Source organism: Alicyclobacillus sp. CIJ1 (assembly GCF_057538885.1).
Window position 1 is genome coordinate 336,391 of sequence record NZ_BAAJPH010000063.1, and the last position, 24,107, is coordinate 360,497.

At 61.4% G+C, this 24,107-nt stretch carries 23 protein-coding genes and 3 tRNA genes; 22 read left to right on the plus strand and 4 right to left on the minus strand.

What is annotated here, in order from left to right; translation table 11 throughout:
* Positions 1 to 123: 123 nt before the first annotated feature.
* The 3 genes from cax (at position 124) to hisC (ending at position 3,051) form a co-directional block, all read left to right on the plus strand.
* Positions 124 to 1,179: a calcium/proton exchanger gene (cax, locus tag AC27E8_RS03100; RefSeq protein WP_487099305.1), complete on the plus strand. Its 1,056-nt coding sequence runs from the start codon at positions 124 to 126 to the stop codon at positions 1,177 to 1,179.
* Between the two features lie 6 nt (positions 1,180 to 1,185).
* A complete protein-coding gene (locus tag AC27E8_RS03105) occupies positions 1,186 to 1,887 on the plus strand; it encodes a DUF502 domain-containing protein (protein WP_014464731.1) in 702 nt (233 codons plus the stop codon).
* Positions 1,888 to 1,950: 63 nt separating this feature from the next.
* Positions 1,951 to 3,051: a histidinol-phosphate transaminase gene (hisC, locus tag AC27E8_RS03110; RefSeq protein ID WP_487099304.1), complete on the plus strand. Its 1,101-nt coding sequence runs from the start codon at positions 1,951 to 1,953 to the stop codon at positions 3,049 to 3,051.
* A 65-nt stretch (positions 3,052 to 3,116) separates the two neighbouring features.
* Here the strand turns inward: hisC and AC27E8_RS03115 are convergent, their stop codons facing one another.
* Entirely contained in the window at positions 3,117 to 3,449 is a 333-nt protein-coding gene (locus AC27E8_RS03115; RefSeq protein WP_487099303.1) for a hypothetical protein, read from the minus strand.
* Between the two features lie 74 nt (positions 3,450 to 3,523).
* Here AC27E8_RS03115 and gltX point away from each other — a divergent pair, with 74 nt between their 5' ends.
* From gltX to trhO, 11 genes are all read left to right on the plus strand, one after another.
* Positions 3,524 to 5,011, plus strand: coding sequence for a glutamate--tRNA ligase (gene gltX / locus AC27E8_RS03120; protein WP_487099302.1), 1,488 nt, complete (start codon positions 3,524 to 3,526; stop codon positions 5,009 to 5,011).
* A gap of 167 nt (positions 5,012 to 5,178) precedes the next feature.
* Positions 5,179 to 5,252: transfer RNA gene (locus tag AC27E8_RS03125), tRNA-Gln, on the plus strand.
* Positions 5,253 to 5,255: 3 nt separating this feature from the next.
* A tRNA-Glu gene (locus tag AC27E8_RS03130) sits at positions 5,256 to 5,331 on the plus strand.
* Position 5,332: 1 nt separating this feature from the next.
* Positions 5,333 to 5,405 (plus strand) — tRNA-Lys (locus tag AC27E8_RS03135).
* Positions 5,406 to 5,585: 180 nt separating this feature from the next.
* Positions 5,586 to 7,040, plus strand: coding sequence for an RNA polymerase sigma factor (locus AC27E8_RS03140; RefSeq protein WP_487098090.1), 1,455 nt, complete (start codon positions 5,586 to 5,588; stop codon positions 7,038 to 7,040).
* 12 nt (positions 7,041 to 7,052) lie between these two features.
* Positions 7,053 to 8,879, plus strand: coding sequence for an excinuclease ABC subunit UvrC (gene uvrC, locus AC27E8_RS03145; RefSeq protein WP_487098089.1), 1,827 nt, complete (start codon positions 7,053 to 7,055; stop codon positions 8,877 to 8,879).
* 146 nt (positions 8,880 to 9,025) lie between these two features.
* Positions 9,026 to 9,652, plus strand: coding sequence for a succinate dehydrogenase cytochrome b558 subunit (locus tag AC27E8_RS03150; protein ID WP_487098088.1), 627 nt, complete (start codon positions 9,026 to 9,028; stop codon positions 9,650 to 9,652).
* Positions 9,653 to 9,753: 101 nt separating this feature from the next.
* The gene (gene sdhA / locus AC27E8_RS03155) at positions 9,754 to 11,466 is read left to right on the plus strand and encodes a succinate dehydrogenase flavoprotein subunit (RefSeq protein ID WP_049763344.1); all 1,713 of its coding nucleotides are present in this window, start codon (positions 9,754 to 9,756) and stop codon (positions 11,464 to 11,466) included.
* A complete protein-coding gene (gene sdhB / locus AC27E8_RS03160; RefSeq protein ID WP_014464723.1) occupies positions 11,463 to 12,251 on the plus strand; it encodes a succinate dehydrogenase iron-sulfur subunit in 789 nt (262 codons plus the stop codon). The genes sdhA and sdhB overlap by 4 nt, the downstream gene beginning before the upstream one ends.
* Before the next feature lie 44 nt (positions 12,252 to 12,295).
* A complete protein-coding gene (locus AC27E8_RS03165) occupies positions 12,296 to 12,736 on the plus strand; it encodes a hypothetical protein (RefSeq protein WP_014464722.1) in 441 nt (146 codons plus the stop codon).
* 93 nt (positions 12,737 to 12,829) lie between these two features.
* Positions 12,830 to 13,783: an oxygen-dependent tRNA uridine(34) hydroxylase TrhO gene (gene trhO / locus AC27E8_RS03170; protein WP_487098092.1), complete on the plus strand. Its 954-nt coding sequence runs from the start codon at positions 12,830 to 12,832 to the stop codon at positions 13,781 to 13,783.
* Here trhO and AC27E8_RS03175 read toward each other — a convergent pair.
* The 3 genes from AC27E8_RS03175 to AC27E8_RS03185 all read right to left on the minus strand — a co-directional run bounded on the left by AC27E8_RS03175 (position 13,728) and on the right by AC27E8_RS03185 (position 16,923).
* Positions 13,728 to 15,155, minus strand: a complete 1,428-nt coding sequence (locus tag AC27E8_RS03175) for an MFS transporter (RefSeq protein WP_487098085.1) — start codon at positions 15,153 to 15,155, stop codon at positions 13,728 to 13,730. The two genes, trhO and AC27E8_RS03175, sit on opposite strands and share 56 nt — an antisense overlap.
* Positions 15,156 to 15,335: 180 nt before the next feature.
* The gene (locus tag AC27E8_RS03180; RefSeq protein WP_014464719.1) at positions 15,336 to 16,064 is read right to left on the minus strand and encodes a GntR family transcriptional regulator; all 729 of its coding nucleotides are present in this window, start codon (positions 16,062 to 16,064) and stop codon (positions 15,336 to 15,338) included.
* Positions 16,057 to 16,923: an SPL family radical SAM protein gene (locus AC27E8_RS03185; protein WP_487098083.1), complete on the minus strand. Its 867-nt coding sequence runs from the start codon at positions 16,921 to 16,923 to the stop codon at positions 16,057 to 16,059. The genes AC27E8_RS03180 and AC27E8_RS03185 overlap by 8 nt, the downstream gene beginning before the upstream one ends.
* Positions 16,924 to 17,129: 206 nt before the next feature.
* Here AC27E8_RS03185 and AC27E8_RS03190 point away from each other — a divergent pair, with 206 nt between their 5' ends.
* From AC27E8_RS03190 to murI, 8 genes are all read left to right on the plus strand, one after another.
* Complete coding sequence (locus AC27E8_RS03190) at positions 17,130 to 18,305, plus strand: MalY/PatB family protein (protein ID WP_487098082.1); 1,176 nt, start codon at positions 17,130 to 17,132, stop codon at positions 18,303 to 18,305.
* Positions 18,306 to 18,433: 128 nt separating this feature from the next.
* A complete protein-coding gene (locus AC27E8_RS03195; protein ID WP_008341227.1) occupies positions 18,434 to 18,661 on the plus strand; it encodes a helix-turn-helix domain-containing protein in 228 nt (75 codons plus the stop codon).
* Between the two features lie 372 nt (positions 18,662 to 19,033).
* Positions 19,034 to 19,633: an acetate uptake transporter gene (locus tag AC27E8_RS03200; protein WP_487098081.1), complete on the plus strand. Its 600-nt coding sequence runs from the start codon at positions 19,034 to 19,036 to the stop codon at positions 19,631 to 19,633.
* A 147-nt stretch (positions 19,634 to 19,780) separates the two neighbouring features.
* The gene (locus tag AC27E8_RS03205; protein WP_487111326.1) at positions 19,781 to 20,155 is read left to right on the plus strand and encodes a hypothetical protein; all 375 of its coding nucleotides are present in this window, start codon (positions 19,781 to 19,783) and stop codon (positions 20,153 to 20,155) included.
* Positions 20,156 to 20,189: 34 nt separating this feature from the next.
* A complete protein-coding gene (locus AC27E8_RS03210) occupies positions 20,190 to 21,404 on the plus strand; it encodes a CaiB/BaiF CoA transferase family protein (protein WP_487098078.1) in 1,215 nt (404 codons plus the stop codon).
* A 42-nt stretch (positions 21,405 to 21,446) separates the two neighbouring features.
* The gene (locus AC27E8_RS03215; protein WP_487098076.1) at positions 21,447 to 22,640 is read left to right on the plus strand and encodes an acyl-CoA dehydrogenase family protein; all 1,194 of its coding nucleotides are present in this window, start codon (positions 21,447 to 21,449) and stop codon (positions 22,638 to 22,640) included.
* A 123-nt stretch (positions 22,641 to 22,763) separates the two neighbouring features.
* Positions 22,764 to 23,201 carry a MarR family winged helix-turn-helix transcriptional regulator gene (locus AC27E8_RS03220; RefSeq protein ID WP_014464711.1) on the plus strand — a complete coding sequence of 146 codons (438 nt, stop codon included), beginning with the start codon at positions 22,764 to 22,766 and terminating at the stop codon, positions 23,199 to 23,201.
* 55 nt (positions 23,202 to 23,256) lie between these two features.
* Positions 23,257 to 24,102 (plus strand): glutamate racemase, encoded by an 846-nt coding sequence (murI, locus tag AC27E8_RS03225; protein WP_487098074.1) that lies wholly within the window; start codon positions 23,257 to 23,259, stop codon positions 24,100 to 24,102.
* The last annotated feature ends 5 nt before the right edge of the window (positions 24,103 to 24,107 follow it).

The window sequence follows — 24,107 nt, forward strand, 5'->3', positions numbered from 1 at the left end:
ATTGTAGCACACTTGTCATGTAGAACCCCGGGAGACGCATGCAATGGAGCGCGGACATTTGGTATGGTTTTGATAGATTTTTGAGGAATGGTGCAGACGGTATCACCAGGAGGAGAGACGCGATTGAATGTCTTGATCTCGATCGCTGCGGTGGTTCTGACCGCATGGAGCGTCGGTGTTCATCTGTGGGTGCACAGCCCTGTGATGCAGTTCTTTGTTTCCTCAGCGGCCGTGATCCCGCTCGCGGCCATCATGGGGCGGGCCACGGAGGCCATCGCGGCGAGGTCCGGCGAGCGACTGGGAGGTCTTTTATCGGCGACATTTGGCAATGCGGTGGAACTGATCATCGGCGTGTTTTCCCTGAAGGACGGGCTCATTCCTTTGGTCAAGTCGTCCATCACGGGCTCCATCATCAGCAATCTGCTGTTCGTCTTGGGCCTCTCGTTCTTCGTAGGGGGCTTGCGCCATCCGATTCAAAAGTTTAATGTCCGCGTGGCGCGCAGTCACGGTTCCATGTTGATGCTGGGGATTGGCGTTGCGTTTGTGGTACCCACCGCCTTCGCCTATGGCGCTGCTCACCTATCTCCGGTCCTGTCGTACGGGGCGGCGGCCGTCTCCCTCGTGGTGTATCTACTGGGACTCTACTTCAGCCTGTTCACCCATCGCGAACTGTTCCAAGCGATTCAACATGAAGAGGACGATGCTTCCGCGTCGAACAAGCCGCTTCTCGTGCATGTGGCGCTGTTGGCGGCTTCCACCGTCCTCGTGAGTCTGGAGAGCGACTGGCTCGTCGGCTCGGTGCGTTCCATCGCGGCACACCTCGGGTGGAGCGAAGTGTTCATCGGCGTCGTGGTTGTCGCCATCATTGGAAATGCCGCGGAGCACGCCTCGGCGGTCTGGATGGCTTGGAAAAACCGCATGGATTTGTCGCTCGAAATCGCCGTGGGAAGCACGCTTCAGGTGGCCATGTTCATCGCGCCGGTCCTGTTTTTCATCGGCGCGCTGATGGGCGTCCCGTTCACGTTCGCGTTCACGTGGCCGGAAGTGGTCAGCATGATGGCCGCCGTTTTGCTCGTTGTTGTGCTCGTCATGGATGGAGAGTCCAATTGGCTGGAAGGCGCTATGGCTTTTGGCGCCTACGTGGTACTGGCGGCTGGGTTCTATAGCCTGCCGGGGTGACAGGAGATGAATTGGGTGAAGGAGATCCTTCGGAAACTGGCCCAGTACCTAGGTATCGGCCTTGCCACCATCTTGCCGTTTGCGCTGGCCATCTGGGTGGTGGTGTTCGTCGTCAACCAGGTCGATGGACTCGTCAGCTGGTACATCCCCTGGGTCTATCTTCACATCCCGGGTCTCGGTTTTTTGATTGTTCTCGCGGCGCTGTTCGTCATCGGCCTGTTGTCGCGCGCATACGTCAGCCGGATCGTGTTGCAATGGGCGGATCGCCTCTTTACGCACATCCCGGTTGTGCGCACCGTGTACACCACGGTCAAGGAGCTCATCGAGAACTTGTTCCGGCGGCGAACAGCGTTCCAAACTCCTGTGCTCGTGATGTGGCCGGACGAACGCGCCCAGGTGCTTGGCTTCATCACGTCCGAAACGCTTCCCGAGGCACTCGATCCGCAGGGGCGGATGGTGGCTGTGTACCTGCCGAATGCGTTTCAATTTGCAGGCGTGACGGTCCTTGTCCCGCGGGATCGCGTCAAGCCGGTCGATCTGAGCGTGGAATCTGCTTGGCGGTTCGCGTTGTCCGCAGGACTCGGCGAGACGCGAGGGGTGGAAACCGACGGAAAGGGAAAGATGCCTGCGGCGCAAGCGCGTGTGGATGCGGAAGGCCCTGACCGTTCGGAGGGGCCCAAGCCCCCTCCGCCGCCCGTTGGCGCGTGAGCAGTGACGGCCTAGGCCGATATCCTGTACAATGAAGAGCATGACACGTGGGAGGTGCGCGGGATGTCCGACGTCACGAGCAGGGTGCGGGGAAACCTGGCCGCCATTGAGCCTTACAAACCCGGTCTGAGCGACGAGAAACTGCGCCGAGAACTGGGGAACCGGCGAATCATCAAGCTCAATTCAAACGAAAACGCACTGGGCCCTTCGCCGCTCGCCATCGAGGCCATTCGCAAGGAGCTGCCGCGGCTTCACTTGTATCCGGATGGTGCGAGTGATCTCGTGCGCGAGGCCGTCGCTCGTCATCACGGAATTTCTCCGGATCAAGTGCTGGTGGGCAACGGATCCGATGACATCATCAAGCTCATCTCTGAGACGTTTCTCGAGCCAGGCGACGAGATCGTCGTGCCGCATCCGTCGTTCTCTCAGTACGGATTCGGCGCACAGGTGATGGACGCCCGTGTGCGGCCCGTGCCGCTGAAGCCGGACTTTACATATGACGTCGATGCCATGGCGGAGGCCGTCACGCCTCGGACGAAGATCGTGTATTTGTGCACACCCAACAATCCAACCGGGACCGTGCTGAAGCGCGGTGAGTTTGAGGCTCTCATGGCGCGCATCCCCGACGACGTGTTTGTCGTGGTCGACATGGCGTACGACAATTACGCCTTGGATGAAGAACGCCTGCAGCTTCGCCCGGAGGAGCTCGAACGCGGGAACGTGGGGTTTCTGTTCACGTTTTCAAAGCTGTATGGGCTGGCTGGATTGCGCGTAGGGTATCTGGTGGCGAACGCGAATGTGATTCAGTTCATTCACCGCGTGCGAGAGCCTTTCAACGTGAATCGCGTGGCCCAAATCGGCGCTATCGCCGCGCTTGAGGATGTCGATCACGTCCGGCGATCGCAGGCGCTTGCTTCTCAAGCGAGGTTTCAATACGGGCGGCTTGCCGAACATGGGATCCGCGTGGTGCCGAGCGAGGCAAACTTTTGCCTGGTGGAAGTCGGCGATGGCGCGGCGGTGTTTGAGGCGCTGATGCGGCGGGCCATCCTGGTGAGAACCGGGTTCCGCGGATTGGAATCGTATGTGCGTATCACCTTTGGCACGCCGGAAGAAAACGAAATGTGCATCGCCGCGCTGCTCGAGGTGGTCGGCCAAACGCATTGAGGCCAACATGGCGCCATCGTGCGGCCGGGGCAACGTTGAAAGTTGCCATCCGGCCGTGCGCGCGTTTAGGATCGATCCTCGTACGTGTCATCGCCGTCCTGCTCGTACGGCGCAGTATGCCGATCCGACGTGATCATATTGGTGTCGCGAAAGCGGCCGCTCACCATCTGGCCGGGCAGCCACGGGGACGTCTTCCCGAGGCACCGCTCGTCGGTCGCGGCGCCATAGGGGCCCTCCGGAAACTCCTCGACGGCGAGATCGTAGGTGGCGGCTTGCGCGGCGGCGACGTCGGCCGTCGGGTAATCGGTCTCCCCTTGATCAACGGGGCCGGGATCGTACGCGCCGGAGTTGGAGCTCGAAATGGCGGGCGTCTTGGAATGGCGGTTCGGATCCTTCATCACGGTTCACCTCGCGCCTAGTGTGCGCACAGGCGCGGCGGATATCCGCGGGCAATTTGACAGGAGGTTGGGGCATGGCTCAAGAAGTTCGTGTTCGCTTTGCGCCGAGCCCTACGGGGGCGCTTCACATCGGGGGCGCGCGCACGGCGTACTTCAACTGGTTGTTTGCGCGAAAGCACGGAGGCAAGTTCGTCCTTCGAATCGACGATACGGATCGCGCCCGTTCGACGGAAGCTTCGTATCAGCAGATCTTAGAGGGATTGCGCTGGCTCGGCATCCTATGGGACGAAGGTCCAGATGTGGGAGGGCCCTACGGCCCCTATCGCCAATCGGAGCGCATGCATATTTACCGCCGCCACTTGGACCGGCTCCTGGCTGAGGACAAGGCGTACCCGTGCTTCTGCACACCCGAAGAACTCGCTCGGGACCGCGAGGCCGCACAACGAGAGGGGAAGCCACCTCGCTACGTAGGCCGCTGCCGCGAGTTGTCTCCTGAAGAGCGATCTCGCCGCATGGCGGCAGGCGAGCCTCACGTGTACCGGATCCGCAGCCGCGTGGAGGGCGAGACCGTTGTTCACGACTTGATCCGCGGGGATGTGGCGTTCGCGAACAGTGAGATCGACGACTTCATCATCTGGAAGGCGGACGATACGCCGACGTACCACTTCGCGTCTTGCGTCGACGACGTGGAGATGAAAATTTCACACGTCATCCGGGCGGAGGAGCACTTGTCCAACACGCCCCGTCACATCGTGCTGTTCGAGGCGCTCGGCGCAGAGCCGCCGGCGTTTGCGCATGTGCCCATGATCCTCGCGCCGGATCGCAGCAAACTGTCCAAGCGCCATGGGGCCACGAGTGTGAGTGAGTATCGGGACATGGGCATCCTTCCTGAGGCGCTCGTGAACTATCTGTTGCTTCTGGGCTTCTCCCCGGGGGATGATCGGGAAATTGTGGACCGGGAAACGGCCATTCAGCTCTTTGACCTGGAGAAGGTGGCCAAGCACGCTGCTATTTATGACGTCAAGAAGCTGGAGTGGCTCAACGCCCACTATTTTCGGCAGCAGTCCCCTGAAGCTGTCATGGATGAGGCGTGGTCGCAGTTGGTGGAGCGCGGCTATGTGGCGGCAGACGAGTGTCGACGGGAAGTCCTGATGTGGATCCGCACCGTGATTGCCTTCGTGCAGACGCGCAGCCGCAACCTTCAGGAGTTGGTCGACGGGCTGCGACCGTACTTTGAACCGGTCCGCGCGTACGACGAGAAGGGGGTTCGCAAGCACTTCGCGCATCCGGAGACCGCGAGTAGGCTAAGGACCGTGGCGGATCGCCTGACAGAGGTGGCACCGTTTCTGGCGCCTGTCGTCGAGCGCGAGTTCCGGCAGTGGATTGAAGACATGGGCGTGAAATCGGGCGAACTCATTCACCCCGTGCGTTTGGCCATCACGGGTTTGACGGTGGGACCCGGCCTGTTTGATGTCATCGCCCTCATCGGACGCGACGAAGCCGTGCGCCGTTTGCGGGAAACGGCCGATCGCATCGAGGCTGGCGAGGTGGTCACGGCGTGAGGCGAAAGCCGGCGGGCTCGCCCGCCGGCCGCCGTTCGCGCAGGCGGTACGGATCGACAAAAAAATTGACGAGCAGCTATTGACACGGCACGAGGAAGCATGTATATTGAATTACGCAACCGGCTGAGCCGCCCGGAAGAGCGGTAGGGCGTCAGGTAAGGCTACGATGCCGAATGGTGTAATGGTAGCACGACTGACTCTGGATCAGTTAGTCTAGGTTCGAGTCCTAGTTCGGCAGCCAGTTGGCCCTATCGTCTAATGGCTCAGGACGCCGCCCTCTCACGGCGGTAATAGGGGTTCGAATCCCCTTAGGGTCACCACGGGTCATTAGCTCAATTGGTAGAGCATCCGACTCTTAATCGGGTGGTTGAAGGTTCGAGTCCTTCATGACCCATTCCAGAAAGGCCTCCTGCTACGGCAGGGGGTCTTTCGTTTTGTTTCTGCTCAACGCCGCGCGCGGCGGGGGTCGCTGTCCTTTCCGGCTTTCGTGGGCTATGATGAGACTATCCATCCTGGAGAGAACGGGGAAGCGTGATCCATGAGAGCACGTAGGTCGGGTGCGGAGCGCCGGCGAATGGCACATGTTCTGGTGGACCGGTTCGGTCCCGCTGTGTGGCGTGCCGTCGTGGAGCGGATGGGGGAGACGCCTGAGGCCGAAGACGCGTTCGTGGACCTCATGCTCGCCGTGTGGATGCGAATCGGCCGCCGAGCAGACCTGGCGCGCCTTCGCGAACGGGTGGAGGAGACGCTGACATCGCTCGGGATTTCGTCTCCAGCGGAGGACGAGTCGAGCGAGGCGACCGCCGACACGCTCGAGGTGAGAGACGGAGGGGAGGAACTCGAGGAAACGGGGTTGCCAGAGGCGGTTCTTCGCGATCTCCCACTGGCGCTCCGGAACCGAGCGCTGCAGCGGTTGCGCGCCCAAATCGCGTACGAAGAGGCCGAAGCGCGTCGCTCGGGCTCTCGGGTGGCGCGCGCGTCCGCCGGCATGCTCGTCCTGCTCGGATTCGCCCTCGTAGGGTACGGCTGGTGGGGAGAGCGGTCGTCGGGAGTGGGGCAGCCTTCAAGCGTCCACCGAGCGTCGCCAGAGCCCGTCGCGGGCGCCGACCTCCCTGTGCAAGTGCAGGCCGTGTTGGACATCACGCGTCAGCCGGTCGATCTCGGCCATCTAGCCTTCGGCGATGGGGAGCTGGTGACGGGCAGCCTGTCGCTCGGCACCCAAGGAGATGAAATTCAATTGAGCGCTTATGCGCTCCATGGGCTTAGCCTGTTGGCTCACCCGCGTTGGACGTGCAAGGTCACCCTTTCGCCCCCTTCACCGGGGACTGGAGGTGCCTGGCTGTTTCGCTCCTGGTCGCTCTCGTCGGCGGGCGCCTGGGCTGTGGTCACGGTGAATTGGACGGAGAATGGCATTCATGGCGCGGCCTCGAGGGTGGACGTGTACGCTGTCCCGTTTGCAGGCGGATCGCCGTCGCGGCTGACCACGCTGAACGTGGGCGACGGCGGCGAGGTCGTGATCGCGACGGGGCCAGGCGGCATTGCGTGGCAATCCGTATCAGGGCAAGAAGGCGTCACGGCGGCATCTCCCGTCCATCTCGCGCCCATTGTCGCACGCGGGGGCTCGGCGTCGCTTGGCCCATCCGTCCGTATCGACGTGAGTGGGGTGGTCCGCAATCCACACGTCACGCCCGCGGGCTTTGTGTATCAGGGAACCTCGGCGGCTCCAGTGGCGGCGGGCATGTGGGTGTGCGTGGCGCCGACGGGGCAATCGACTGTTTACGCTGGCGTGCCTGCTGCGACGGATGGCGCCGTCGTCCAAGGTGAAAGCGGCGTGTTGTACGCGGTCGCCCCGGTGTCCTCGCCGGAAGGACAGACGCTCGCGATGTGCGCCCTGCACGCACCAGGGAGCCGCCAGCCGTCGCTTCGCCTGGAGGTGCCCGTGTCTGCCTGGGGCGCGGACGGGGGCTACGTGGACTACGTCGAGCGCGCGGGAGGACGCACTTATCTTGTGGTGGCGCGAGCCGATTGAGGAGGTGAGGCGGTGAACCAGGTCATCCGAGACAAGCTGGATCTGTTGCCGCAGCGGCCCGGCGTCTACCTCATGAAGGGCGAGAGCGGTCAAATTCTTTACGTGGGCAAGGCCAAGGTGCTGCGGAATCGTGTGCGTTCGTACTTCACGGGGTCGCATGACACGAAAACACAGGTGTTGGTCTCGCAGATCCGCGACTTTGAGTACATCGTGACGGACACCGTCGCGGAGGCGCTTTTGCTCGAATGCAACCTGATTAAGCAGCACCAGCCGCCTTACAACATCATGCTGCGGGACGACAAGTCGTACCCGTACATCAAGCTAACCAAGGAGAGGCATCCGAGGCTGCAGATTGTGCGCCAGGTCAAGCGGGACGGCGCGAAGTACTTCGGGCCTTACCCCAACGCCACGTCGGCGCAGGCCACGAAGCGCTTGTTGGATCGGCTGTATCCGCTGCGCAAGTGCAAGACGCTCAAGAAGCAAGTCTGCCTGTACTATCACATCCACCAGTGCCTCGCGCCGTGCGTGTATGACGTGGATGAAGCCACGTACGAAGCGATGGCGAAGGAAATCAGCCATTTTTTGAACGGCGGGCACCAGGATGTCGTGCGCGAACTCGAGCAGAAGATGCAAGCGGCGGCGGAGTCGCTCGAATTTGAGCGGGCCGCGGAACTTCGCGATCTGATTCGCCACATCGAGCAGGTCATGCAGGAGCAGAAGGTGACGTGGACGGACGGGATCGACCGAGACGTGTTCGGCTTCGCCGAAGACCGCGGGCTGCTCAGTGTCCAGGTGTTTTTTGTAAGGAACGGGAAGCTCATCGAGCGGCAGGTGCAGATTGCGCCGCACTTCGACGATCCACTGACCGACTTCATGTCGTTCGTGGAGCAGTTCTACCACGAGCGGGTGGATCTTCCGAAGGAAATCCTGTTGCCCGAGGGCGTGCCGAGCGAAGCCCTTGCGATGGTCGTCGATGCGAAGGTGTTGCAGCCGAAGCGCGGGCCCAAGCGGGATCTGGTCGATCTCGCCTGTGACAATGCGCGCCAGGCGCTGGCGGAGAAAATCCAGCTGATGGACCGCAATCTGGACCGCACGCTGGGCGCGGTGATGGAACTGGGACAGGTGCTCGCGATCCAGCCTCCCCGGCGGATTGAGGCGTTCGACAATTCCAATTTCCAGGGCGTCGACGCGGTGTCGGCGATGGTCGTGTTCATCGACGGCAAGCCCGCCAAGTCGGAGTACCGCAAGTACAAGATCCGATCCACCCAAGGGCCAGACGACTATGAAGCGATTCGGGAAGTCGTGAGACGGCGGTACAGCCGGCTCGTCCGGGAGCATAAGCCGCTGCCCGATCTCGTCGTGATTGACGGCGGGAAGGGTCAATTGCGCGCGGCGTTGTCCGTCCTGGAGGGCGAGCTTGGGCTCGATATTCCCGTCTGCGGCCTGGCGAAGGACGAGCGCCATCGCACGAGCCAGCTCTTCTTCATGGACGAGGAAGAGCCTGTGCGCATCGAACGACACAGTCCTGCGTTCTACCTGCTCGAGCGCATCCAGGATGAGGTGCATCGGTTCGCGGTGGAGTTCCACCGGTCGAGGCGCAGCAAGAGCGGATTTCAATCCGTCCTGGACGAGATTCGTGGCGTGGGACCGGAGCGGAAGAAGGCCATTCTCCGCCGGTTTGGCAGCCTGAAGGCCATCGCGTCGGCGCAGCCGGAGGACTTTCGCGGTCTCGGGATTGGCGACCAACTCGCGCGGGAGATCGTGGCCAGGGTCCGGGAAGAGCTTGTCGCTCGGGAGAAGGTCGAGATGGAAATTTCGTCCGAGGCACCGTTTTCTTGATTCTACGATGGCCAATCATTACAATTTAGAAGGTGCCAAACGGTGGCGGCGTGTCGCGCTGGCCTGCGGTGTTTTGCACTTGCACGGCGATCCCGCCGCGCGTACATATCGCTTCTCTTTTTGGGGGATTGAAGGGAGGAACCCAAGTGGCAGTGGCCCAAGCAGCCCAGCACAACCGGGAGTTTTTCTGGCGGCGGCTCCACACGCTTTCGGGCGTGATTCCGGTGGGACTGTTCCTGCTGGAACACTTGTTCACGAACGCGACGGTTCTGGGCGGTGCGGCAGCTTTCAACGAAGCCGTGCAAGCGATTCAATCGCTTCCGCTCCTGCACGTCATTGAGTTCGTGTTCATTTTCCTGCCCATCACGTATCACGGTGTGTTTGGGCTATACGTGGCGTTCGTGTCTGGCTACAACGCGAACCGGTACTCGTTCAGCCGCAACGTGATGTTCGTGTTGCAGCGGGTGACGGGCATCATCACTTTTGTTTTCATTATTTTCCACCTGTGGACGACGCGGTTTTCCGGCAATGCGCCGTCGTTTGACATGGTGCACGAGCTCGTCACCAACAATGCGTACTTCGCGTTCATGATCGTGGGCGTGATCGCGGCGACGTTCCACTTCTCGAACGGACTGTGGTCGTTCGCCATTCACTGGGGCATCACGGTCGGGCGCCGGGCGCAGCGCATCACCGCGTGGGTGACCATGATCATCTTTGTCGTGTTGGCGGCGGTTGGTGTGGCGTCGCTGATTGCGTTCCGGATGAACGTCTGAGGTGCACATGGACCTCTCGCAAGGTGCTTACGCGAGCATGGGAGGGAATTGACGTGGCAAACACGAGCATCATTGTCGTGGGAGGCGGCCTGGCCGGTCTCATGACCACCATCAAGGTGGCGGAAGCTGGCGTGCCGGTGAAACTGTTCTCCTTAGTCCCTGTAAAACGTTCCCATTCCGTGTGTGCTCAAGGCGGCATCAACGGCGCCGTGAACACAAAGGGCGAGGGTGACTCGCCGTGGGAGCACTTTGACGACACCATCTACGGTGGCGACTTTCTGGCCAACCAGCCTCCGGTTTTGGGCATGTGCGAGGCGGCGCCGGCCATCATCTATTTGATGGACCGCATGGGTGTCATGTTCAATCGCACGCCGGAGGGACTTCTGGATTTCCGCCGGTTTGGCGGCACCAAGCATCACCGCACCGCATTCGCGGGCGCTTCGACAGGGCAACAACTGCTCTACGCGTTGGACGAACAGGTTCGCCGGTATGAAGTGGCAGGCCTGGTCGAGAAATACGAGGGCTGGGACTTCCTCGGCGCCGTGATCGACGACGAGCAGATCTGTCGCGGCATTGTCGCGCAGGATCTTCGGTCCATGGAGATCCACTACTTCCGCGCCGATGCGGTGGTCATGTGCACCGGGGGCAACGGACTCATTTTCGGCAAAAGCACCAACTCGATGATCAACACGGGTTCCGCGGCGTCCGAGCTGTATCAGCAGGGTGTCAAGTACGCGAATCCGGAGATGATCCAGGTTCATCCAACGGCTATTCCGGGAGACGACAAGCTGCGGCTCATGTCCGAGTCCGCCCGCGGCGAGGGTGGCCGCGTCTGGACGTACAAGGATGGCAAGCCGTGGTATTTCCTGGAGGAATGGTATCCCGAATACGGGAACCTGGTGCCTCGCGACATCGCGACACGCGCCATTCACAAGGTCTGCGTGGAGATGGGGCTTGGCGTCGACGGCCAAAACATGGTTTACCTCGACTTGACGCACATTCCGGCGGACGTGTTGGATCGGAAGCTGGGCAACATTCTCGATATCTACGAGAAATTCGTCGGCGACGACCCGCGCAAGGTCCCGATGAAGATCTTCCCGGCTGTGCACTATTCCATGGGCGGGCTGTGGGTCGACTACGACCAGATGACCAACATCCCGGGCCTGTTTGCCGCAGGCGAAGCGGATTATCAATACCATGGTGCAAATCGTCTTGGCGCCAACTCGCTCGTGTCCTGTATCTACGGCGGGATGATCGCCGGCCCGAACGCCGTGCGCTGGGCAAAGAATCTGCGTAAGTCTGCGGATAGCCTGCCCGAGTCGCTGTTTGAGCAGTACCGCCGCAAATACGAGCAGGAATTCGAGGAAATTCTCAAGCTCGACGGCGACGAGAACCCGTACCAGTTGCACCGCGAGCTTGGCAAGTGGATGACGGATCACGTCACAGTCGTGCGGTACAACGACAAGCTCAAGGAGACGGACGCCAAGATCCAGGAGCTTCAGGAGCGCTGGAAGCGGATCAAGATGTCCGACACATCGCGCTGGGAGAACCAGGTCGCCCAGTTCACGCGCCACCTGAAGAATATGCTCATCATGGCGCGTGCCATTACCATCGGAGCGCTGATGAGGAACGAGAGCCGCGGCGCACACTACAAGCCAGAGTTCCCGGAGCGCGACGACGAGAATTTCCTGAAGACGACCATCGCCGAGTACACGCCGGACGGGCCGAAGATCTCGTACGAGGACGTCGACGTCTCGCTGATCAAGCCGCGTAAGCGCAACTACGCGGTGAGCAAGGAGGCGACCAAGGAATGAGCACAACAGCGGAGGCCGTGCAGCAGGCGCAGACGGATTCGGGTCGCAAGGTGCATCTCATCATCGAGCGTCAGGACAGGCCGGATTCGGAGCCGTACTGGGAGGAGTTTGAGGTTCCGTATCGCCCAGGCATGAATGTCATCGCCTGTTTGATGGAGATCCAGCGCAATCCCGTGAACAAGAAGGGCGAGCCGGTCGCGCCGGTCACTTGGGAGATGAACTGCCTGGAAGAGGTCTGCGGGGCGTGCACCATGGTCATCAATAACAAGCCTCGCCAGGCGTGTTCGGCGCTCGTCGATAAGTTGCAGCAGCCCATTCGGATACGGCCAATGCGCACGTTCCCAGTCATTCGCGATCTCGTCGTCGACCGCAGCCGCATGTTCGAAGCACTCAAGCGCATCAAGGCTTGGATCCCTATCGATGGCACCTACGATCTCGGCCCAGGTCCGCGCATGTCGAGCGAGGAACAGCAAATCGCGTACGAGTTGTCTCGCTGCTTCACGTGTGGCGCCTGTGTCGAAGCATGTCCCAATGTGAACGACAAGACGTCGTTTATTGGTCCTTTTGCCATCTCTCAGGCGCGCTTGTTCAATATGCACCCGACGGGGAAGATGAACAAAGAGGAGCGCCTGCAGGCGCTGATGGGCGAGGGCGGCATCTTTGAGTGCGGCAATGCGCAGAACTGCGTGGAGGTATGTCCGAAGGGCATTCCGCTCACGACGTCCATCGCTGTGATGAACCGAGAGGTCACCTACCGCGCGATTGGCGCATGGCTGCGCAAGTAAGAGCTTTGGGTCGCCGTGGATTCAGGGAAAGGCGGGGATGAACGATGCAGGCCGTCTCGGCACAGCGCAGGCAGCGGGCGCAGACGAGGAGTTTCATCGCGCTCATCGTGTCACTTTTGGTTCTCGGGTTCGGGAGCTACTTCCTCCTTCGGCCGGTGATCCAGGAGGAGACGAGCAATACGCCGGTCAACACGGTGCGCCGGTTCATCGACTTTGTGGAACTGCGGCAGTTCAACGAGGCGTACCATCTGCTCACGCCGACGTTCCAGCAGACGCCAGGCTGGCATGCGTCGCTGTACAATCTGTACCTGTCGCTCGATCCGTCCGAAGTCAACTATGCGCTTTTGGGTCAGCGAGGCGACGTGGCGGAGGTCGAGTTCTCGAATGAGCAGGGCGGCGTGTTGTATGTCAAGCGCGTCAACGGCCGCTGGTTGATCATGAGCCCGAATGAGGTTACCCAGTCGAGTGGCGCGACGACGCCGTGATCGTCGGAGCAAGGCCGGCCGAGGTCTGCAGGTAACTGCGACCTCGGCTCGTTTTTTGTGGGAGCACGCGGAAAGAGGAGGGGACCAGTGCCGATGGCCTACGAGGTCATGCTGTTTTACAAGTTCACGCCCGTCGAGGATCCAGACGACCTCGCTCGGTCGCAGCGAGCGATGTGCGAGGAATTGGGGCTTCTGGGCCGCATTCTTGTGGCCGAGGAGGGGTTGAACGGGACGCTCTCCGGAGAAGCGTCGGCGTGCCAGGCGTACCGCGACCGCATGCGTCAGGATCCGCGTTTCGCGGACATGGTGTTTAAGGTCGATCCGGCCGAGGGACATGTGTTTCCTCGGCTCTCTGTCAAGCGGAAACGGGAGATTGTCCACTTTGGTGCGGAAGGTGCCCCGAAGCCCTGGGAAAAGACGGGGCGGAGGCTGTCTCCGCGCGAGTGGTACGAAATGCTCGGCCGAGACGACGTCGTCGTGATCGACGGCCGCAACGACTACGAATACGACATCGGCCATTTCGAGGGGGCTGTGCGGCCGGACGTGTCCACGTTTCGGGAATTCCCAGCTTGGATTCAACGCCACAAGGACGAATGGCGCGGGAAAAAGGTGTTGACCTACTGCACTGGCGGTATCCGCTGTGAGAAGCTGTCCGGGTATCTCATGGAACAAGGCATCGACGAAGTCTATCAGTTGGATGGCGGAATTATCACGTACGGCAAGGATCCGGAGGTGCGAGGGAGAAAGTTCCTGGGCAAGTGCTACGTGTTTGACGATCGCGTCGCCGTGCGCATCAACCAAACGGAAGAGGACACAGTCATCTCCCACTGCTCCATCTGCGGCGCGCCTTGCGATCGATACATCAACTGTGGATACTTGGACTGCCATCGCCGTTTTCTATGCTGTGAGGCGTGTGAGCGCGAGATGCGTGGGTTCTGTTCGCGTTCGTGCGAGGCGGAGGCGGTCAAGCGGGATCGCGTGGATCCCGGAGTCAAGCCGCTTCTTGCGATGGCTTTTGATGGAGGAGGGTCAGACCGAGGGCGATGACGGCAAGCGCCGCCGCAACGAGGAAGCTGCACCGATACGCGAGTGCGATGCCGTGGCCGCCAAAAGCAGCGGTGAAGAGTTCGACGCTGACGCCGCCCGCCGTCACGCCGAGGCCCATGCCGAGCGTGCGGCTCATGTTGAGGATGCCGCCGGCGACGCCGAGGTGAGCGGCGGGCGTCGCGTTCATCACGCGGGCGTTGTTGGCGGGCGTGAACGTCCCGACGCCGCATCCCACGAGAAACAGGCCGGCGAGGAAAGCAGGCGTGACACGGGCGAACGCGAACAGCGACGCGGATCCCAAGGCGGCGAGCACCAGACCAGCCGCGGAAACCTTGACCTTTGACCACCGGTCGGCGAGTCGGCCGGCGAAGGGGGTGCACAGCGCCATGCCCACGGGAAGGGCCGTGAGCAGGAGACCTGCTTTGGCGCTCGACAGGCCTTCGACGTGCACGAACCAGTAGGGCACCACGAGGGTGACGGCGTACATCACGCTGAACGACAGGATAGACGTCAAGTTGCCCAGCCAGACGACGGGTTCGCGGAGATAGTGGATGGGCACGAGCGGAGCGGGCGCCCTGCGCTCGATAGCCACAAACGACGCCGCAGCGAGTACTGCGATGGCGAGCAACATCGCGGTGATGGTGGGACGGCTCTCCGGGCGGAAGCCCTCCTTCAGCACGTACATGGTGACGATGAGCAGAAACGCGAGTACTAGGGCGCCGACGAGATCGAATCGTGGACGGGGCGACTCGCGCCGATCGCGAGGGAGAAACAGGAGGGCCGCAAGGGTGCCCAAGATTCCTACCGGCAGGTTGATGTAAAAGATGAGCCTCCAGGACGCGATGTGCGTCAAAACGCCTCCGACGAGGGGCCCCAGGCTCAATCCGAGCCCTTGGGCAAGCGCCTGAAAGCCGATGGCCTGGCCCCGCCGCTCGGCGTCGGCGGCGGCGGTAATGATGGACACGCTGTTGGCCTGCAGCAGGCTCGCGCCGATGCCTTGCACGACCCGAAACGCGAGTAGACTGGACAGATTCCACGAGGCCCCGCACAGCGCAGACCCGATGATGAACACGCCGAATCCCATGGTGTACATCGGGCGCCGGCCTATGAGATCCGAGAGTCGTCCAAAAGCCACGATGCACCCAGCGAGTGCAAGAAGGTAGATAAGACTCACCCACTCGATGCGGTTCATCGTGGTGTGGAACGCCTGTTCGAGCTTGGGCAGCGCAATGCTGATGATGCTCGCGTCGAGCGCCGCCATGAAGGCGCCGAAGCACACGGTACCGACGATGAACCACATGCCTTCCGGGCGGCGAATCACGCCCTCGAGCGGCAATCGGTGTTCCTTCCTCGCCAGCGTCGCCTGCTGCATCTTCCTGTCCCCCTTTGGCCGCGCTTCTGGTAGCGGAGGTCTTCAGACCACAGCATGCCCATTTGCCCGGCGCGCTACGTCCCGGTTTGACTTGTCATGATGTCATAACAAGTTGAACGGTGCAGTTCCATTCTACAGGGCGGCGAGCGATTTGGCCAGAGGCCGCGCGCTCGCCGCTCGTCAACGCGGATTTCGAAGCAGGTGAACCCGAAGTTGGTACCGATCCGACGGGTAGCGCACCAGCGAATATTCGACAGGTGCGCCGGACTCGTCCCTCGTGATCCGTTCGATACACAGCATGGCGGCGGGCGGGGTCAGCCCGAATCGCGCGCAATCGTCCTCATCCGCGAGGTCGGCTGAGATGGTCTGGCTGCCCGAATTGATCCGGACGCCGTTTTGTTCGAAAAAACCGTAGATGGAGTCGTACATCTTCGGGTCCGGCGTCATCCTCGACGACACCTGGTATGGCGGCACGAGATAGGAGCGCTCATGAAAATAGGCCATGTCCTCCACGTACGCGGTGCGCTCGATGTAGAGCACCTGCCGGGACCGCGTCATCCGCAGCCAGCGGGCAATATCGTCGGGACAGACGCGCATCTCGATCACGTCGACGCGCACCTCCACGGGAAGTCCGGCCGCCCGGAGTTCCTCAGCAAACCCGTATAGCGTCGTAGACGTGGCCGGGTGATCGACCTCCGCAACATAGGTCCCTTTGCCCTGCCGGCGCACGATGAATCCCGCGGTGACGAGATCGCCCACCGCTTGGCGGACCGTCGTGCGGCTGACGTCATACATGGATGCCAACTCCGCTTCTGACGGGATCTGTTCGCCAGGGGGCCATTCTCCGCTCAGGATCTTTTCGAGTAACTCCGATTTCAGTTGCTTATAGAGAGGAATGCTCTCACGCATGCTCCGGATCGATCCTTTCGTCAAAGGGCCGCCGTACGTCGAGCGGCAAAAATCCCTGTTGGTGCAGAAAGATGCGGTCTCGGGGCATCCTTTCTGCGAGCAGTTCGGCAAAGTCCCGCGCCTGTTCCGGGCGATACCACGCGTCCCGCTCCGCGGGCAGGTACCACTGTTCGACACCCAGCGCGCGACTTCGCCGCCCATTCGCACCGTCTCCGATAAACCAGTCGTCGATGGCGGCGAAATCCGCGAGCTCGGCGACGAGCCGCGGGAAATCGGGCGATGACGGCAAAATGGGGGCCACGGCGACCTGCACAGGGATTGCATGCGCGCGAAGGGCTTCGATGGCTCGGATGCGCGCTCGCACGGTCGGCGCGAAGGGCGTGAAACGGCGCCGGACCTCTTCCCGATCCGTCTCAAGGGTCACGGAGACGAGGACGCGATGGCGCAGGGATGCGAGGAGATCGGCGTCCCGGGCGACGAGCGGAGAGCGCGTCTGCACGAACAGAAAATCCACGAGTTCGGGCGCCGACGTGAGCGTCCGCAGAACGGTACGCGTCGCACCCACGCGCCATTCCGCGGGCTGATACGGATCCGTGCTGGACGACATGAAGATGCGCGTTCCTCCGCGCTGCCGCGCCCTGCGCAGTTCTCGCAGCAGATCTTCCGGGTTGATTGGCTTGGCTTCGGCGTACGAGCCCCAAGGTTCGCCGCGGAAGCGCGCCACAGGCAACGCCTGCACGTAGCAGTACTTGCAACCGTATGCACAGCCGATGAACGGATTCAATGTGTAATCGTATCCGCGGAGATAGCCGCCGGTTGGCGTCAGCAGGCGCCTTCGCGAGTGGCTCATGGCGGTCATGTGCAATCCTCCAGCACGCGATGGATCTCCATCTCCGGATCAAGCGTACCACAGCGCGCTTTTTCATGGTATCCATATCGGAGATTTAGGTAAATAGGTTGCCATGACCGAGGGCCAGGATGTGGCGCCGTCCGTTGTGATACATTGATGTACGTCGGTGCGATGCTGTCGCGCCTACAGAGGAGCGGCATCGGGAGGTCGGGTGCATGTCCAGTTTCGACAGGTATGTGGAACGAAGGAACACAGGGTGCATGAAGTGGGACGGCCTGAGGCGCCGTTTCGGGAGGGACGATCTCATTCCGCTCTGGGTCGCGGACATGGACTTTCCCTCGCCGCCGGCCGTGATCGACGCGCTCGTCGAGCGGGCCAAGCACGGGGTGTTCGGCTACGCCATCCAGACGGACCGGTATACGGAGAGCATCGTCCAGTGGATCAAGGCGCGGCATGGGCTCGAGATTTCGCCGGACTGGATTGTGCCTGCGCCTGGCGTGGTCCCAGCGCTTTCGGTGATCGTCCAGGCTTTCACAGAGCCTGGCGACGGGATCCTGATTCAGCCTCCGGTCTATCACCCGTTCCGGCGCGTGATTGAGGGATGGGGGCGGCGCGTGGTCGAAAATCCGCTCGTGGAGTCGAACGGGCGGTACGAGATGGATTTCGACGACCTGGAGCAAAAGGCAAAAGACGCCAAGGTCATGTTCCTATGCTCGCCGCACAATCCGGTCGGCCGCGTGTGGACGAAACACGAGCTCGAGCGCGTCGCGGATATCTGCCAGCGGCACGGCGTGCTGGTGGTGAGCGACGAGATCCACGCGGACATCGTCTTTGCCCCTCATCGGCACACTCCGTTCGCTTCGCTCGGACCGGAGTGCTCGCGAAACAGCATCACGTGTCACGCGCCGAGCAAGACGTTCAACTTGGCGGGGCTCAACACCGCGTATATCTGGACGGAAAACGAGTCGCTGCGAACCGCGTACGAAAAAGCATCGCGCCGAGCTTCCATGGCCGAACTCAACGTCTTCGGCATCGAGGCGATGATTGCGGCCTATCAGCACGGCGCGGCATGGCTCGATGAGCTGCTGGAATATCTAAAGGCGAGCCTCGATGAGATGGAGCGCACGTTCGAGCAGGAACTTCCGGATATTCGCATGATCCGTCCAGAAGGCACGTACATGGTGTGGTTGGACTTCCGAGCGCTAGGGATGTCTGACGAAGAACTGGATCGGTTTTTGCGTGAGGAGGCCCGCCTCGGTCTCAACGAGGGGCACATCTTTGGTTCGCAGGGATCTGGGTTCCAGCGAATGAACATCGCTTGTCCGCGTTCACTTCTGCGACAGGCTCTTCAACAACTGCAAGACGCAGTCAGCCGGCGCTGTATACCTTGACGGATGTCGAGATCATCCCGCGGTCTCGCCCATCTCGGGCGCGGGGCGGAACGGTCGCGCAGCGGGCGACATACGATACCCTGACTGTATCCCGCTCTTGTATGACCGGGCAAGGAGGGATCGTGGGGATGGCACCTGTCAAGGACGGGCGCGGCAAGTCGCTGTTGACCAACCGAGAACGAGAAGTGTTTGAGCTGCTCGTTCAGGATAAGACGACGAAGGAAATCGCTTCGCAACTCTTTGTCAGCGAGAAGACCGTCCGGAACCATATATCCAACGTCATGAAGAAGCTGAATGTCAAAGGGCGCTCGCAGGCCGTGGTGGAACTGGTGCGCCTGGGTGAGATCACGATTTGACAGGCAACACCCCTACCGCGAGTAGGGGTGTTGAGCCTCTTCCGCAGGCCGCGCAGGCCCTGGCGCTCTGGCGCCTATTCCATCCCTATGCTCGCAGCGCACAGAAAAGACCACAGGAGTCCCCACGGCGCCTGAATCCGCGTCGCAATCTGAGTATAGAAATCGGAACTTTCATGATTGACAGCGCTTTCATTCGACCTTAGTATGGAGATTGAAGCGAAGTTCGTCGCAAGGGGGCGAGCGGCATCAAGATGAAACGGTGTTTCTGATATGAAACAGTTGGTTGTGGGGACAGTGAGGGTCGGAAGGCTGACGAGTTTTTGGAACCACGAATGTAAGCGGATTCAAAAAACGCGATGTGAAGGGAGATCGATGATGCACGACAAGCGGCTTGGCGATCCGATTGTGGTGGGACTTGCGGCATTTGTCATCGCGCAGACGTTGCTGAATCTGCCGAACGCGCATCTGGTGCCTCCGCAGGTGACACTGTTCTTCATGCCCGCCATCCTCGTATGTGGCGGTCTCGTGTACTTCCTGGCATGCATCTTTTCCTACGTCCGCGGGGACACCTTCGGCCTGAGCGTGAACGGATTTTACGGAGCGTTCTTCACGTCCCTGTTCCTGTTCTTCTATCTCGAATTGAAAGGCGTGCTTCAATTTGGTACGCAGGCGAACGAGGCGCTCGGGGCGTTTCTGCTCATCTGGACCATTGTCACCGTGCCGTTCGTAATCGCCGCGTTCCGGGTGCAACTGATGTTTGGGCTGCTCTTCTTGTTCGTCTTCTTCGCATTCCTCGGCGGCACGCTCGCCAACCTCGCCGGCGTAAACAGTGCGTTTGGAGGGTACTCTGGGCTGATTTCTGCCGCCATTGGTCTCATCCTGATGGCGGAGGCGTTGCTGAAGAGCGTGCAGGTTCACGTGCCACAGCCCTCGCCCAGCGTGGCGGATTTGACCGCTCGCTCTGAGGCATGACGTTCAGCGCCATCTTTCGCAGCTATCGTGTGCTGGCCCTCGGGCCAGCTTTTTTTGATCCCTGTCTTGCCGCCACCTGCTTTGTGATCTACCATGAGAGCAGGCATCATTTCTGTAGTGAATCAGAGTTTACATTATGAAACTGAGGTGAGCGGATTGCGGATCTGGACACAGGCAGACCGGTCGAGCTCCGGCGTGGACGTTCGCGCAGCTCAACAGCTGGCGTATGCATTGGTGGAAGGAAGACCGGTGTACGTCCGGTGCCACGTGCCCGCCTGGGAGGATGCCCTGTTTGCGGCCATCCGCGATGCGCTTTGGTCTGCGCGCGAAGCGTGGCAGATTACCGAGGAGCGGTATGAGGCGGCGCTTGGGCGGCTGTATTCTGCTGAAGAAGGCGAGCGCGTGCCCGAAGGCGCGGTGGTCGTGGAGGTGCGTGCGGCGGAATCGCAAGGGCCGTTCATCGTCGGACTTCAGGGACACGGCCGTCAGAACGAACATCAAGGCCGTGCAGCGCTGACCTGATGCAGGACTTTCGTCCGAGAAGAAGGTGACTCGCATGCAACCGCTTGCAGGCGTCCGCGTGCTCGACCTCAGTCGAGTGCTCGCGGGGCCCTTTTGTACCCAGATTCTCGGCGATCTCGGCGCCGACGTGATCAAAGTCGAGAGCCCGCAGGGCGACGAGACCCGCAAGTATGAGCCCACCAAGGACGGCGTGAGCAGCTATTTTCTCGCGTTCAATCGGAACAAACGGAGCATTGCGGTGGATTTAAAGACCGAAGCAGGGCGCGAGATTGTGCGCAGGTTCGCGCAGGAAGCGGACGTGCTCGTGGAGAATTTCCGCACAGGAACGATGGAGCGGTGGGGGTTGGGCCATCGCTCGCTCCGAGCGGAGAATCCCCGCCTTATCTACGCGGCCATCAGTGGGTACGGTCGCACGGGGCCGTGGAAGGATCGACCAGGGTACGATCTCGCCATTCAGGCCGCGAGTGGGTTGATGTCGGTCACGGGCGAGGCGGGGCGCGGGCCTGTGCGCACCGGCTGGTCCATCGCCGATTTGACGGCCGGGCTCTGGGCGGCCCTCTCAATCTGCGCCGCGCTGTTGGAGCGCCAACACACGGGGCGCGGCACCTACCTGGAAACGAGCCTGTTTGAAGGCCAGGTGGCGCTCATGACGTATTACGCCACGGCGTACTTCCTAACAGGTCACGTAGGTGAACGGCTGGGCTCATCTCACTTCAGTCTCGCGCCGTATCAGGCGTTGGAAGCGGCGGACGGTTGGCTGGTTGTCGCCGTCGGGAACGACGGGCTTTTTCGGAGGTTCTGCGAAGCCATCGGAAGCCCTGAGCTCGCGGACGACCCACGCTTCCAAACGAACGGGCTCCGCGTGCGCCATCGGAGTGAGCTAGCGGCTCAACTCGAAGCGCGGCTAGCCGAACGAACTGTTCAGGAATGGGAGAAGGTTTTGATGGAGGCGGGCGTGCCCTGTTCTGCAGTGAACCGAATCGATGACGTGCTTCATCTAGAGCAGGTCGCAGCTCGAGGCATGCTGTGGGAGACTCAGTACCCCGGGGTGGGATCGTTCTGCGTGACGAGATCGCCTTTTTTTGGAGAAGGGTGGGACCTTCACCTGCGGCGGCGCCCGCCGGGGCTTGGCGAACACACGGAGGAGATTCTGTTGGAGTTGGGATATCCTCCTGGCGAGATTGAAGCGTTAAAGGCGGCGGGTGTCGTGGTGAGTCGTCCGCCGTCGGATCTGGAGACATCGAGGTAGGCAAGTGTGAGAGCCGCGGGCTCAACAGGGGAGGCGTGTGTCATGGATTTCAGCCTGTCGCAAGAACAGATGGCGGTTCGGGATGTGGTCCGCAAGTTCGTGGACGAGGAGATCTTGCCCTACATCCGCGAGTGGGACGAGAAGCAGCACTTTGAGCCAGGTGTGCTCCGGCGGCTGGCAGAGCTGGGGCTCATGGGCGTGTGTATTCCCGAGAAGTACGGCGGCGCCGGGATGGACTACAATACGCTCGCCATTGTCTGTGAAGAGCTCGAACGCGGAGACATCGCGTTTCGAACGGCCGTCTCGGTTCACACGGGTCTCAATTCGCTCACGCTGCTTCAGTGGGGAACCGAGGAGCAGAAGCAAAAGTACTTGGTTCCTCAGGCGCGCGGCGAGAAAATCGGGGCGTTTGGACTCACGGAGCCGAACGCGGGGTCGGACGTGGCTGCGATGAGGACGACCGCCGTGCGGGACGGAGATTTCTACATTTTGAACGGTTCAAAGATCTGGATTTCGCTCGCCGACGTCGCGGATCATTTCCTGGTCTTTGCGTACACGGATCGCTCAAAGAAGCACCACGGGATCACGGCGTTCATCGTGGAGCGCGGCTGGGAAGGGTTCTCGACGAGATCGATCAAGGGCAAGCTCGGCATTCGCGCGGGCAATACGGGGGAACTGTTCTTCGATCACGTCCGCGTTCCAGTCGAGAATCGCCTTGGAGAAGAGGGCGAAGGTTTCAAAATTGCCATGTCCGCGCTCGACAACGGGCGTTTCACGGTGGCGGCCGGGGCCTGCGGATGCATCGCGGCTTGCCTCGAGGCATCGGTCAAGTATTGTCACGAGCGCGAGACGTTTGGCCAGCCCATCGGCAGGCATCAGTTGGTGCAGCAGATGATTGCGAAGATGGCCGCGAACCTGGACATCTCTCGCTTGCTGGTTTACCGCGCTGGGTGGCTGAAGAACCAGGGCTTGCCGAACACGCGCGAAACTTCGCTCGCGAAGTGGGTGGCGTGTGACGCAGCATGGGAGGCGGCGTCGGACGCGGTTCAGATTCACGGCGCCTACGGGTATTCGAACGAGTATCCGGTGGAGAGGTACCTGCGAAATGCCAAGGCGCCGGTGATTTATGAGGGGACGCGCGAGATCCACACCATCCTGCAGGCGGAGTACGCGCTCGGATACCGACGAGACAAACCGCTGTCGCGCCGACTTCCGGCGTGGCCGTTTGAAGAATAGTTCAAGGACAACAGGTTGGGGCGCCACCGGCGCCCTTTCTTGATGCCCGATCCCGTTGACCGAAAAAAGTGGGCAATGGTACGATTTATTGGACTCTGGGCCAGGACAGGATGTGGGTATCCTTTGGCAGACTACAGTCCCTTTGTTGAGGAAATTGAAAAGGCATTGCGCCTCGTCGCCGCCACGGTGCGTCGCCGCGGCAGGGTTCTGTTGAAAGACTACGACCTCACGTCGCCCCAGTTTGATGCGCTTATCACGCTGTACAATGAGGGCGAGTTGACCATCGGCGAGTTGTCGGCCAAGCTGTATCTCGCGTACAGCACGACTACTGACTTGGTGGACAGGCTGGAGCGCGCTGGGTATGTGGCCCGCCAGCGGGATCTCGTGGATCGGCGCGTCGTTCGTGTGCAACTCCGGGACAAGGGCGCGCAGGTCATTGAAGCGGTGCTCTCCGCGCGCCGGGCCTACCTCGATTCGATTTTGAAACATGTCTCCATTGAGCAGCGCCGCGCCATCCTACAAGCACTCGATCTTCTTCTGACGAATATGGGTAATTCGTAACCGTCGCTCGTAGAGCCGAGGTACGCGGGTGTTTGAACTTAGAGGAGTGGGGAACATGGACTGCGCGCATCGCCCTATCGGCGTGTTTGATTCCGGCATCGGGGGGCTGACGGTCTTTCACGCGATGAAGCGCCGCCTGCCCCACGAATCCATGGTGTACTTCGGCGATCGCGCCCGTTGTCCCTATGGCGATCGGGACCCAGCCGAAGTGGAACGCTTTGCGCTCGAAATCGGGCGTTACCTGGAGCGCCTCGGCATCAAGCTGCTCGTGGTCGCCTGCAATACGGCGACAGCCGTCGCGCTGTCGCGCCTGAAGCACGAGCTCGGCATCGGCGTCGTGGGCGTGATCGAGCCCGGGGCGTCCCAGGCGGTAGAGGCGAGCGAAACCGGGCGAATTGGCGTCATCGGCACTTCGGTGACCGTCTCAAGCCATGCGTACGCCCAGGCGCTCCGAGCCCTTCGCCCGGATGTCTCTGTCGTCGAGGTAGCGTGTCCGCTTTTTGTTCCACTGGTCGAACAGGGGCACGTGGAAGGCGAGGCCGTGGAGGCTGTGGTGCGCGAATCGCTTCAGCCGCTCCTCCGTCAGGGCATCGACACCCTAGTGCTCGGGTGCACCCATTATCCGCTGCTCATGCCGGTCATTCGGCGGGTTTTGGGTCCGTCCATCCGCGTCATTTCGTCAGCCGACGCCACTGCAGAGCGGGTCGCGCGATGGCTCGCCGAGCGCGGCCTTCAGGCTCCGGATGATGGCGAACCGGACGCCTGCTTTTTGACGACTGGAGATACGGCGAGCCTCCGCATGGCCCTGGCGACTTGGTTCGGCGAAACGCCTGGCGATCGCGCCGTCCGCCATGTGTCGCTTCCCCTACCTGCGGAGCCCTTGCAACAGGTCGCGCCGTGAGGAGG